This window comes from Bacteroides faecichinchillae JCM 17102 (assembly GCF_000614145.1).
In the GTDB taxonomy this organism is placed as follows: Bacteria; Bacteroidota; Bacteroidia; order Bacteroidales; family Bacteroidaceae; genus Bacteroides; species Bacteroides faecichinchillae.
The window spans coordinates 68327-81661 of record NZ_BAKK01000005.1 but is presented as its reverse complement, the minus strand read 5'-3'; the positions used below and the strand labels follow the sequence as shown (position 1 = coordinate 81661).

General features: G+C 39.7%; 7 protein-coding genes and 3 pseudogenes. 5 read left to right on the top strand and 5 right to left on the bottom strand.

Features of this window, described 5'->3' with window-relative positions; translation table 11 throughout:
- The first annotated feature begins 3 nt into the window (after window positions 1-3).
- Window positions 4-306 carry a RyR domain-containing protein gene (locus JCM17102_RS04020; protein ID WP_025074089.1) on the top strand — a complete coding sequence of 101 codons (303 nt, stop codon included), beginning with the start codon at window positions 4-6 and terminating at the stop codon, window positions 304-306.
- Window positions 307-432: 126 nt separating this feature from the next.
- Here JCM17102_RS04020 and pyrH read toward each other — a convergent pair whose 3' ends face one another.
- The 5 genes and pseudogenes from pyrH to JCM17102_RS03995 form a co-directional block, all read right to left on the bottom strand.
- The gene (gene pyrH, locus JCM17102_RS04015) at window positions 433-1143 is read right to left on the bottom strand and encodes a UMP kinase (RefSeq protein ID WP_025074088.1); all 711 of its coding nucleotides are present in this window, start codon (window positions 1141-1143) and stop codon (window positions 433-435) included.
- A gap of 120 nt (window positions 1144-1263) precedes the next feature.
- Window positions 1264-2576 (bottom strand): annotated as a pseudogene (locus JCM17102_RS26105) (MATE family efflux transporter).
- A gap of 69 nt (window positions 2577-2645) precedes the next feature.
- Window positions 2646-3407, bottom strand: coding sequence for a glycerophosphodiester phosphodiesterase family protein (locus JCM17102_RS04005; RefSeq protein WP_025074087.1), 762 nt, complete (start codon window positions 3405-3407; stop codon window positions 2646-2648).
- A gap of 28 nt (window positions 3408-3435) precedes the next feature.
- Window positions 3436-4721, bottom strand: a pseudogene (locus JCM17102_RS26100) (MFS transporter).
- A gap of 368 nt (window positions 4722-5089) precedes the next feature.
- Window positions 5090-6532 carry a sn-glycerol-1-phosphate dehydrogenase gene (locus tag JCM17102_RS03995; protein WP_234982998.1) on the bottom strand — a complete coding sequence of 481 codons (1443 nt, stop codon included), beginning with the start codon at window positions 6530-6532 and terminating at the stop codon, window positions 5090-5092.
- Between the two features lie 345 nt (window positions 6533-6877).
- Between JCM17102_RS03995 and glpA the strand changes: the two are divergent.
- The 4 genes and pseudogenes from glpA to glpT all read left to right on the top strand — a co-directional run bounded on the left by glpA (window position 6878) and on the right by glpT (window position 12392).
- Window positions 6878-8496, top strand: a pseudogene (gene glpA / locus JCM17102_RS26095) (anaerobic glycerol-3-phosphate dehydrogenase subunit A).
- 9 nt (window positions 8497-8505) lie between these two features.
- The gene (gene glpB / locus JCM17102_RS03985) at window positions 8506-9750 is read left to right on the top strand and encodes a glycerol-3-phosphate dehydrogenase subunit GlpB (protein ID WP_025074085.1); all 1245 of its coding nucleotides are present in this window, start codon (window positions 8506-8508) and stop codon (window positions 9748-9750) included.
- Between the two features lie 7 nt (window positions 9751-9757).
- Window positions 9758-11008 (top strand): anaerobic glycerol-3-phosphate dehydrogenase subunit GlpC, encoded by a 1251-nt coding sequence (gene glpC, locus JCM17102_RS03980; RefSeq protein ID WP_025074084.1) that lies wholly within the window; start codon window positions 9758-9760, stop codon window positions 11006-11008.
- Between the two features lie 40 nt (window positions 11009-11048).
- The gene (gene glpT, locus JCM17102_RS03975; RefSeq protein WP_025074083.1) at window positions 11049-12392 is read left to right on the top strand and encodes a glycerol-3-phosphate transporter; all 1344 of its coding nucleotides are present in this window, start codon (window positions 11049-11051) and stop codon (window positions 12390-12392) included.
- The last annotated feature ends 943 nt before the right edge of the window (window positions 12393-13335 follow it).

The following is a 13335-nucleotide window of genomic DNA, read 5'->3' as shown; positions in this document are numbered from 1 at the left end:
AATATGAAAGATAATAGACAAACTTATATTCCTTCTCCAATGGACCTCTCATCAGTAGAATTACCCGAATCTCTTATTGAGTTGTCGGAAATGATTGCAAAGAATGTACATGAGGTATGGTCTAAATCCCGAATGGATGAAGGATGGACTTATGGCCCGGAACGTGATGATGTACATAAAAAACATCCTTGTCTCGTTCCTTATGAAGAATTGCCGGAAGGGGAGAAAGAATATGACCGGAATACTGCTTTAAATACAATAAAGTTGGTAAAGCATTTGGGGTATAAAATAGAGAAGGAGAAATAAAAAGACCACGAATACTATGAAGTTTCAATTGATTAAATAAGAATGCGAATCCATAGTTGAAGATCGCTTACTTTATTGTTTATGTGAAAAAGCATGTTATTCGTGGTAATATACCAATGGAGAGGATTAGTTGTGAACGACAGTTCCTATTTCTTCGCCACTGATTACTTTCTTTAAGTTGCCAACAGTATCCATATCGAATACTACAATTGGCAGATTATTTTCTTTGCACATACAGGTAGCGGTCAGGTCCATTACTTTCAGGCCACGTTTTAATACTTCGTCATATGTAATATCGTGGAACTTGGTAGCAGTCGGATCCTTTTCTGGGTCGGCAGTATAGATACCGTCTACTCGGGTGCCTTTCAACATAACATCTGCTTCGATTTCGATACCTCTTAAAGAAGAGCCGGTATCTGTAGTGAAGAAAGGATTACCTGTTCCGCCGGACATGATAACGATTTCACCATTTTCCATGCATTCGATAGCTTTCCATTTGCTGTAGAATTCACCGATAGGTTCCATACGAACGGCTGTCAGTACGCGGGCTTTCACTCCGGCTGCTACTAGCGCGGAACTTAATGCAAGACTGTTGATAACGGTAGCCAACATTCCCATCTGATCACCTTTCACACGATCGAAACCTTTGTTGGCTCCGCTCAAACCGCGGAAAATATTACCTCCGCCAATCACAATACCTATTTGTACTCCCTGCTCGTGAATATCCTTAATCTGAGCAGCATATTCAGCCAGTCTTTTTTCGTCAATGCCGTATTGCTTTTCGCCCATCAGACTTTCCCCGCTCAGTTTTAGCAGGATTCTTTTATACTTTGCCATATCGATTTACTTTTAATTTCGGACAAAGATAGAGATAAAAACTGAAAGAGAAAGTCGTCCTGTCCCTATTTTTGATGCAGATAGATTTAGAAATGTACGAAGCAGATAGATGGGATCTCATTAGAGAAATATGACCTTTCTTCCCAAGTAGGTTTGTACAATTCCACGCATGGAGAGATAAATAAGGAAAGCTAGCCATAGTGCATGATTACCAAGAAGATGATGAAATATATAGTAAACTCCAAAAAAGCAAGCAGATGCAATGAACATAGAAATAAGCATTTGGCGGGTGGCGGTAACACCAATAAAGATTCCATCCCATAAGAAAGCGGAAAAACCAGCGAGAGGAATGGCAAGCACCCAATAAAAATAAGAGTTTGCTTCCTTAATTACTGAAGATTCATTGGTTAATATGCCCAAAAATGCTTTTCCACCTACTAGATAAAGTAATGTAAATGCTAGTGAAAGGCCGAATCCCCAAAGGAAAAGCTTGCGTACAATCCGGTGAAGAGCGATTTGGTTCCCGGCACCTATATATCGCCCGGCTAAAGCTTCTCCGGCATAGGCAAAACCATCCATGATGTAAGAGAATAAAGTAAATAATTGCATGAGTAGGGTGTTTACAGCCAATACAATTTCCCCTTGTGCTGCTCCGGCAGAGGTGAAATACATGGTTACAATTACCAGGCAAAGTGTTCGGAAAAAAATGTCTCTATTAACTTGGAAGAAACGATTCATTGCTTTCTTTTTCAGAATTTCTTTCCAAGTAATGTGCTGTTTATAAGGCTTATAGTAGCGTAAGTATAATAAGATTGCCATTAAAAAGCCTGCATACTGTGCTATTAAAGTTCCGGTGCTACGCCTGCTACTTTCATATCTAGCAAGTAAACCAAACATAGACTTACAATGATATTCACAATGTTTTGAGTGATGGCAATGTACATCGGAAAACGGGAGTTTTGCATGCCGATGAACCAACCGGCAAAACCATATAAACCCAACATAGCAGGAGCTCCCCAGATACAAATGTAAAAGTAGAGGATAGCCAGTTCTTTCACTTCATCAGTGGTATGTATGAGCATAAAGGCTATCTTGCAAATAGGGTATTGGAGCAAAAGTAAACAGAAAGCTAAAAATAATCCGATCCCTACAGATCGGATTAATAATCGTGTTACCTCGTTTGAGTCCTGCTTACCGAAAGCCTGAGAAGTCATTCCACTGGTTCCCATACGCAGAAAACCAAAAATCCAATATATGATATTGAAAAGCATACCACCCACTGCTATGGCGCCAATGTAGGACGGTGCTCCCAAATGGCCGACAATAGTAACGTCAATAAGCCCCAATAACGGTACGGTAATATTGGAGATGATGGACGGAATAGCTATCTGGAGAATACGTTTATTCGCGGTATTTTGCTTTATCTTAATCACTTTTATCTGGTTCTTTGTTAAAACAACAGCAAAAGTACTCTTTTGTTAGCTATTCTTAAAGCAATCTCTTTATTTAGCCAATAATTTTTGTAATTGTTCCGGCTGATTGGTGGTGATATAGTCTACACCTAAACCAATGAAATATTTCATATCATCTTCTTTATCTACAGTCCATACATTTACTTCCAGACCGAGTTTATGCGATTCTTTTACCCATTCAGGATGTTGCTTTATGGCTCCCATTGAATAATCGATACCTGCAAAGCCTAATCTTTTAATCTTTTTCGGTTCCATATCTCCCTCTAAGTAATAAATCTTAGTGTCGGGAAGTAATTTTTTGAAAGTCAGACAAGCATTAATAGAGAAAGCGATAATGTCCGTTCGGTCCAGTACCTTATATTTCTTTAAAGCTTTTACGATTTTAGCTGCGGCTTCATCTTCTCTTTTGATGTCTGTTAATGATTTCATTTCCAGTACGAGACGAGTTTTTGTGTTGGCCGCTGCATGTTTTAAGTATTCATCTAATGTCGGTAACTGTTCTCCATTATCCAGATATACCTTGCGTATTTCAGCAAATGGGGTCGTTTCCATGTTTACGCCTTTGAAGCTTTTGTCGTGATTGACTACCAGCTTACCATCTGTAGTCATCCATACATCAAATTCAGAACCAAATGCACCGATAGCATCAGCTTTTGTGATGGAGGCTATAGAATTCTGAGCAGACCCCGGAGTAGTCCAATAGCCTCGGTGGGCTACCACTTTGACTTGTGCACATACCATTGTACACATTGCAAGTGTAAATACTGTAAAAAAAGCAAATCTTTTCATCATATTATTTGATATTAAAAATAAAACTATTCTATTTCTTTTCGTCCTCTTCATAGCCATTCGCTTTAGCTTTCCAAGCGAGCATAAAGACAACTGCTCCAATGGAACCGAAAATAATTAAAGCACCGATGGCATAGTTCCAACCCATTGTTTGAGCTAGTAGTCCCAGCCCCCAACCAGAGATTAATGTACTTGCGTAACCAAACAGTCCAGTGAATCCTGCTGCACTTGCGGCAGCTTCTTGTGTTGCGATATTGGCTGCGGCAATTCCTACTAAAGCTTGCGGTCCGTAAATAAAGAAACCTGCACAACCTAGAATTAAAGCTGCCATCCACATAGGCGGATGATTTAATCCCCAAAATAGAGTGATAAATACGGTAGACATAATCATACAGATAACACATACGCGTGGTCCGCGTCCACCAAAGAAACGATCGGTTGCCCATCCGGCTACCAACATTCCGATAATACCGGATATCTCAAAACCTGCTACCATCCAACTGGCGTGTTCAATGGAAATACCTTTCCATTCTCCCAATAAGGTCGGTCCCCAGTCGAGTACAGCGTAACGAACAGTATATACAAAGAAGTTGGCAAAAGCTAATATCCAGATGTAAGGATTGCAAAATACTCGTTTACGAATGATTTGCTTGAACTCTTTCGAGTCTTCATCCTTCTTTTCTTTTTTGGTAATGTTTAGTTCGGGGAGTCCTACTGAACTAGGAGTATCCCGTAGGGCGAACCATAAAAAAACTGCACCTAATAAAGCAACTATAGAAGGAAAGAAAAAGCACCAACGCATCCCAGATTAACTACATAACCGCAGATGATAACAACCAAACCAGCTCCAATGGAATGGGATGTGTTCCAGATAGACATTTTGGTGGCCAGTTGTTTAGGGGGAATCCAATGCGTTAGCAATCGTACACAAGGAGGAAATCCCATGCCTTGGAACCATCCGTTTAGTACCCACATAATACCTAATATTAATACTGTGGAAGAAAAACCGAAAAGAATGTTACAGAATGCGCAGAGAACCAAACCTGTAACCATAAAATAGCGGGAGTTTACTCGGTCGCCTAAGATACCGTTTGCAAAGCGAGATACGCCATAGAGCAATCCATGTAAGGTTAGAAATAAACCTAGGTCTGTTTTAGTGATACCTAGTTCGAGCTGCATGGCTGGCATGGCGATACTCAAGTTCTTACGAACAAAATAAAACATTGCATATCCTATCATTGTAGCTACAATCGTCCGAGTCTGCCAATATTGGAATTTTTTAGCAACGTCTTGAGGCGTAGTTGTAAGTTGTCTCATTTTCCTGTTTTATTTTAAAGGTGTATTTTCATCATAGTAATAAGCGGGTTTCTAGTCTGACAGATTAAACCGTTTTGAAGTATTAGTGTTTCGAATACTTTCGATTAAACGGTTTGATTTGTTTTCTGTGTCGCAAATATATGGAAAAAGAAATGTTTGCCAATGGAAAAAGATGATTATTTTCTTATAAAATGGATTTGTATGTGGATTTTTAATATAAAAAGAAAGTAAATGCTTCGATTCTGTTACTTTTCGATTACAAGAGTAAATTGAGGGTTTAATGAATAAAATAGCCTGAGTTTACCTCTTATCAGTAAACTCAGGCTGGCGTTTTCAATATCTATACCTTATTATAATTATGTGTGAAATCAAATTTCCCAGATCTTTCCCTTGCCGAATAAACCATTCAGCCAGGTATTCATATATCCGGTGCGAAGTGCCAGATCGAGTACGGTGAAACGACGGTTCATATATTGAGTACATAAAAATGTCTGTCGTAAATGGGTTCTTGAAATACCGACTTCTTCAGGATTGGTGGGTAAGCCTATTTGTTTCATCTTTGCTTTCATTTCTCTGTAAGGAATGAGTTGTTGTGACAAACGTTCACGAATCTCTGGCCAGTATTCTTTTAATTGTTGAAGCTGTATGCCAAGTTGCTCGCGAGAGATGTATTTTGCCTTTGCTTCCTGAATGCAAACATTTAAACCTATTTCGGAAATGGCTTCTTTGGCTTGGCGTTCATATTCTTCTGCATCCGGCCAGTTGGCACAACATTTCTGTATATCCAAATCTTCAAGCGAGGCGTTTACTACCCATTCATAAAATGCTGTAATGGCAAGAATACCAATACTGAGAAGGTCCCCATGACTGACTGCTTTTGTCTTTTTGATCCGGCGTTCCAATTCCCAGAAATTGCTAAGCAAATGTTCGGCGCCTGAAGCGGGACGGTTAGTTTTTACTAGTTGCATAGCAAATCCGCCCAGCATAAGACCTTCCATTAATTTAGCAATCGTGGTGTGTTCATCCTGAACAGAAGCCTTTTCGGTCAGTAGTAAAGCTTCATGGAAACCACTTTGGGTGATTTTCCATGCTTTTTCATCTATTGGTTCTACTCCCAGCCAGTCCGCAATAATCCAATCGGCACCTGCGGTCATTTTTGCAAGTAAGTCGGCATAGCCTGAAGTAGTCATCTTTGTCGGTGACTGCAAAATGACGTCTGTGTCTACTAGAACGGCTTGTGGGGCGACACATGGAAATAATTGTTTGATATCGTTTGCACGAATAGAAGCTCCGTAAGCTGTGTATCCGTCCATCGATGCAGCAGTAGCTACACACATATATCTTTTTCCTACCAGGTGAGAGGCAAGTTTTGTCAGGTCATTAATTGTGCCAGAACCGACTGCGATAGGTATTGCTTCACATTTCTTAAAGCATTCCACTAATTCGGTCACACAACTATATTCTGCATGTAAGGTTGAGGATTCGAAAATGAATGGAGATTCTTGTTCGATGTTCGCTTTGTGAAGAGCTTCCTCTACTCGTTTGCCGGCAGCAGCGTATGTATTTGTATCGGCTACAATAATTGCCTTTCTTCGTGGGAATTGTTTGGTGAACAAGTCTGCGACTTCTTCTAGTATTCCATCTCCCAGACGGAGTGCTCTGGTGTCACTGGTAGCTTCCAAGGCTTGTTCTATTCTTAACATGCCTCGTCTATATGGTTTCGGTTTATAGTCCGGATCTTCTTTTATGATGGAGTAAATCCGTTGGATGATTTCAGGGTTAAATTCAATTGAGATTTCAATATTCTCCATAATTCCTTTATATAATCAGGTTAAACATTTCATTTGACTAACTAAATTTCGTTTTCTACTTTCATTCATTCGCTTATTAATTCATATGAAGGCTACAAATATACATAGAAAGATAATTAGTTTGATAAAAATAACTCTTCTTTTTTCGTAAAAGAAAGTTTTTTTGTTCTTTCCTGAGAAATTAGGTTTTCTTTGAGGCTGAAAAGAATGCGGTTAATGGCAAAAAGAAAATATAAATGTTTCGTAATATCGAAAATAATATCTATTTTTGCATCGAAACGAAATAATAGATGTGTAAATCGAAATGTGTAAAAGGCTGTTTTATGCTTAAAAACATAAATGTTAATGGGAAATAGAGCGAATAAAGAGCAATTTGATGTAATTGTCATTGGGGGAGGTGCGACAGGAGCCGGCACAGCTCGCGATTGTGCGATGCGTGGATTGCGTGTGTTGCTGCTGGAACGCTTTGATTACACGAATGGTGCAACTAGTCGTAACCATGGACTGCTGCATAGTGGTGCCCGGTATGCGGTTAACGATCATGAGTCGGCTGCTGAATGTATTAAAGAAAATATGATCTTGCGCCGTATAGCAAGTCACTGTGTAGAAGGAACTTCCGGTTTATTTATTTCTTTACCGGAAGATGATATAAATTATCAGACAACATTCATAAATAGCTGCCGGAAAGCGGGAATTGAAGCGGAAGCGATTGACCCGAAGGAAGCACTTCTTCTGGAGCCTTCGGCAAATCCTAGTTTGATTGGGGCGGTGAGAGTCCCGGATGGTTCCGTTGATCCGTTCCGATTGACTATTGCCAATATATTGGATGCACGTATGCATGGGGCAACGACTCTAACTTATCATGAAGTGATTGAGTTCATCAAAGAGCAGGATCGTGTAGTCGGCGTTTGTGTGCTTGATCATAAAACGAAAGAAAAGAAAAACTTCTATGCACCTGTCACTGTGAATGCTGGGGGATTGGGACATCATATTGCAGAGTTGGCAGGAGTCAGAGTAAATATGTTCCCAGCTAAGGGAGCTTTGTTGATTTTCGGTCATCGTGTGAATAATGTTGTGTTGAATCGTTGCCGTAAACCTGCCGATGCGGATATTCTGGTGCCGGGAGATACCATTTGTGTAATTGGTACTACCTCCAGTCATATTCCATATGATGAGATTGACCATATGCATGTTACTCCGGATGAAGTGAAAATCCTTTTGGAAGAAGGAGAGAAGCTGGCACCTTCATTGGCTACGACCCGTATTCTTCGTGCGTATGCCGGAGTTCGTCCTTTGGTGGCTGCCGATGATGATCCTTCCGGTAGAAGTATTAGCCGGGGTATTGTGTTGTTGGATCACGAAAAACGCGATGGACTTGATGGATTCGTAACCATTACGGGCGGAAAGCTGATGACTTATCGGTTGATGGCGGAATGGGCAACCGATCTGGTTTGTAAGAAACTAAGTATAGATAAAATTTGTCGGACGGCTGACGTTGAGTTACCTGGATCAAGAGGGGCGGTAGATGTAAAGGATAAGAAAGAAGCTGTCACTATCTCAATGGTGAGAAAGGCGGAAGAAGGACGTCATGGTGAACTTGCCAGTAGAATAGCCAATAATAATAAATTTGATGACAGTCTTGTGTGTGAGTGCGAAAGTGTAACGGTCGGTGAAGTAGATTATGCTTTTAATGAGTTGGATGCTGATACGTTGGTTGCACTTCGCCGTCGTACTCGTTTAGGAATGGGGACCTGTCAGGGAGAACTTTGTGCTTGTCGAGCTGCCGGATTATTAGGAAGGCACATCAGTGTTCCGGTCGGGCAAAAGCGGACTTAGTTACTTTTCTGAATGAGCGTTGGAAAGGTATGTATCCCATTGCCTGGGGCGAATGTCTGCGTGAAAGTCAGTTTTCGGCGTGGGTGTATGATAATGTATGTGATTTAGGCTCGACTGACAAAAAATGATAAAGACTTATGAAATTTGATACAATCATAATAGGAGGAGGGTTTGCCGGATTGGTCTGTGGTATCCGTTTGCAAGAGAAAGGACAAAACTGCGTTATTATATCTACCGGCCAAAGTGCATTGCATTTTTCTTCCGGATCTTTGGACTTATTGGGTAAGTTGCCCGATGGTTCCGAAGTCATTCGTCCGTTGGAGGCGATTGGACGATTGGAAGAGTTTCATCCTTATCGAAAGATTGGAGTTGAGAAAGTAAAGCAATATGTAGAAGATACCAATCAGTTCATGGAACGTTGTGGAGTTTTAGTACAAGGTAATTCGGATAGAAATCATTATCGACTGACTCCGATGGGAATGTTAAAGCAAACTTGGCTTACATTTGAAGATTTTACTACGTTTGAGAATCGTGATAAGTTTCCTTGGTCGCGTGTAGCCGTTATTAATTTTGAAGGATTTCTGGACTTTTATACACAGTTTATTGCAGATTCATTTGAGGCGCGTGGGGCTATGTGTACAGTTTCTTCTATCAGTTTGCCTTCCGTAGAGAAATTGCGATCTAATCCTACAGAAATGCGTTCGGCTAATATAGCGCGTGTGTTTGATTCGTATGAATCAATTAATCAGTTGGTTGCGGCACTTCATCCGATGTGCGACGAAGTGGATATGTTGGTGCTTCCTGCCGTTTTTGGTTTGTCATCTCCCATACCGATGCAATATTTGAAGCACCGATTGGCGAAACCACTTTGTCTGGTAGCCACTATGCCCCCTTCTGTGCCTGGAATACGTACCCAACAGCAATTAACTCGCCGCTTTATTGAATTGGGAGGAACTTTTATGATGGGAGATACCGTAGAACGTGGGAGTATAGTAGACGGACAGATAAAAGGAATAGTTACGACGAATCATGGTGATATTGAATTGTCGGCAGATAATTATGTACTGGCTTCCGGAAGTTTCTTTAGTCGGGGGATTATTGCCCGTCCCGACTCTGTATATGAACCGGTGTTTAATGTAGACGTTTACTTTGATGAAGATCGTGCAAATTGGTATCAAACCGATGTTTTTGCTTCTCAACCATACATGAACTTCGGAGTAAAAACAGATGTAGATTTTCATCCGATGATGCAAGGTAAGAAAATAGGTAATTTATATGCTATCGGCTCCATTTTGTCTGGATTCAATCCGATGCAAGAAGGTTGTGGGGCGGGTGTTTCCATTCTGTCTGCCATGAATGTAGCCGATAAAATAGTTAAATAAGAGTATCATGAACTCACAGCAATATAATATAAGTAACAATAACTTTGAGCAATGCATCAAATGTACGATCTGTACGGTGTACTGTCCGGTAGTACCTATCAATCATGATTTTCCCGGTCCCAAACAGGCAGGACCGGACGGAGAACGTTTCCGGTTGAAAACGCCCGACTTTTTTGATCCGACTCTTAAATATTGTCTGAATTGTAAACGCTGCGAAGTCTCTTGTCCGTCTGGAGTACGGATAGGCGATATTATTCAAGCGGCACGTATTAAATATAGTCGTTCGAAACCGAAACTACGTGATATTATGTTGGCTAACACTGACATAGTAGGAACGATGTCTACTAAGTTGGCTCCGGTAGTGAATGCAACCCTTAAGTTGAGTCCGGTAAAAAAAGTGATGGATGCTGTACTTCAGATAGATCATCGGCGTATGTTTCCCAAATATGCTTCGCAAACCTTTGAGAATTGGTATCATCAACAGGCGAAAGCAAAACAGGATTCTTATCAGCGTCATGTTAGTTACTTTCATGGTTGTTACGTGAATTATAATTTTCCACAGTTAGGAAAAGATTTGGTGAAAGTAATGAATGCAATCGGTTATGGAGTACATTTATTAGAATACGAAAAGTGTTGTGGGGTAGCGTTGATTTCTAATGGACTTATTTCGCAAGCTAAGAAGCAAGCATTGCATAATATAAAGGCAATTCGTCAGTCGGTGATTGAGAATAATCGTCCTGTATTGGCCACTTCCTCTACTTGTGTGTTTACTTTGCGTGATGAGTATCCCCATTTATTGGATATTGATAATGCGGATGTTCGCCAGAGTACGGAGCTTGCTACTCGTTTTATATTTCGGCTGGTAGAATCGGGAGAGGTAAAACTAGCTTTCAAGAAAGATTATCATAATAGGATTGCTTATCATACTCCCTGCCATATGGAGAAGTTAGGATGGTCTATTTATTCCACTTCTTTGTTGCGAATGATTCCAGGGATGGACTTTGTAATGCTTAACTCGCAATGTTGCGGTATTGCGGGAACCTATGGATTTAAAAAAGAGAATTATGAAACTTCACAGGGAATTGGTAATCCCCTTTTCCGCCAGATTCAGGAGTCGCATGTCAGTTATGTTGCTACTGATTGCGAAACTTGCAAATGGCAAATTGAGATGTCTACTCCGACACGTGTCATGAATCCGATTTCCATTTTGGCAGGTGCATTGGATGTGGAAGCAACTATTGAACTGAATCGGCATTAAAATATAAAAACGGAAAACACATTACGAAAAACTATATACTATGTCACACTTTCTAACTCCTCCTGCTTTTAAAGCTGAAATGCCGGCAGGAAAAATTGATAAACAGTATAAAAGGCTTCGTTTACAAGTCTTTATAGGAATCTTTGTGGGCTATGCTGGATATTATCTGGTACGTAAAAACTTTACGATGGCTATGCCGGAATTAGAGCAGATGGGGTATGACCATGCCGCTCTTGGTTTTGCCATTTCTGCCAATGCTATTGCTTATGCTTTGTCTAAGTTTTTAATGGGTAGTGTTTCTGACCGTAGTGATGCCCGGAAGTTTCTTCCTTTAGGACTGTTACTTGCAGCCGGAGTAACCTTTATTCTAGGGACTCAATGGGGGACATCATCCATTATTATGATGTTTATTCTTCAGTTTCTGATTGGTTGGTTTCAAGGGATGGGGTGGCCTCCTTGCGGGAGGGTGATGACCCATTGGTTTTCAATCAAAGAGCGGGGAACTAAGATGTCTATCTGGAATTGTGCTCATAATGTTGGCGGGGCATTGGTAGGACCGATGGCAGCTTATGGATTGATTTGGTCGGGGAGTTGGCGCTTCGGAACATTCTGTTTTCCGGCTTTTGTGGCTCTATTTATTGCTATACTTGCTTATTTGTTGATTCGTGATACTCCTCAATCCTGCGGATTGCCTTCCATTGAGAAATATCGAAATGATTATCCGAGAAACTATAGTGCTAAGAGTGAGGAAGTGCTAACTACAAAAGAGATCTTTTTCAAATATGTCTTGAATAACCGTACTCTTTGGTTTATAGCGATTGCTAATGCTTTCATTTATATGGTGCGTTATGGTTGTCTGGATTGGGCTCCTACATATTTGCAAAATGTGAAGGGGTATAATTTAAAGGATATTGGATGGGCTTATTTTGCTTATGAGTTTGCTGCTATTCCGGGAACAATTATTTGCGGTTGGCTGAGTGATAAGATTTTTAAAGGACGCCGTGCCATTACGATTATGATTTATATGGTGCTGACTGCCATATTTATTGCTATCTATTGGTTTAATCCTTCGGGACATGCCATGATTGATGTTATTTGCCTGATTATGATTGGTTTCTTAATTTATGGTCCTGTCATGTTGATCGGCGTTCAAGCTTTGGATCTTGCTCCTAAAAATGCAGCAGGAACTTCAGCTGGTCTGACCGGATTCTTCGGATATTTCTTTGGTACTGCTTTGCTGGCTAATATTTGTGTTGGTTTTGTAGTTGATCAATTTGGATGGAATTGGTATTTCATCATGATGTTGATAGCTTGTGCGCTGGCATTTCTGTTTGTGACATTTACATATAAGGAAGAGCAATATTTGGTGAAGGGAAATAAATAATAATAAGAGTGTTGTTTGCATATGTCCGGCATAGTATGTATATGAATCTATACAGATCTTTGTCGGACTTGCTTTTTTATCAAGTTTGCTTTACTTCTTAGTTGTTTAAGGTAGTCGCTGCTATCGAAAACGGATCAGCAGGTACAAGCTACTAGTGTTTCCGTCAAGCTATTGAGTTGGATATAAGTTGTTCGGGAATGTACTATTGGAAGAATGTGGATAAAACGATGTCTCTTCAATATCTCGTTGTCTACACAATGAAACTTTCGTTTAATTGTAGATGGTATTCGATATGTGTTATTGTTTCTTGAAAAAAAGTGTAATTTTTGCCTAGATGTATTTTTTTATATTTGCAATGCTTTGTTGAGGTAATATTAATTTAAATCTAATATTGAAAAACATGAAATTAAAATCACTTATTATTTTTTGTTCGGTTGTTTTGTTATCATTATTAGTGTTTATAAAATCGAATAATGTAAATTAATCAAATTATTGTTTGTTTTTAAGTAGTATAGAGGCTTTAGCAGGGGATGAAGCTGGTTACTCTTGTACGGTTTCATCGAAATGTTATAATCTAATTGGGGAAGAGACTGGAGAGGTAAGTTGTACAGGGAAAAAATGTAGCAGAGGAAATACAGGCCTTTGGGGTAGTGAACCATGGGTTGAATATGATGGAAATAAAACAACTTGTTAAAATGAAATATTATGAAAATACGTTACTTATTTATAGGCTTTCTATGTATTATACTTTTTTTTTCTTGTATAACTAATACTCGTAAAGAAATAGTTTCTTATGATTTGCTTGTTGATAAATCAATTGCTGAATATCCGGACACATCTTTCTTTTCAGAAATACGGTGTATGCAGTATTATAATAATTGTATTTATACAATGGATGTTAGTAGAAGGGATATTGCAGTACTTGACACTAGTTTTAATGAAA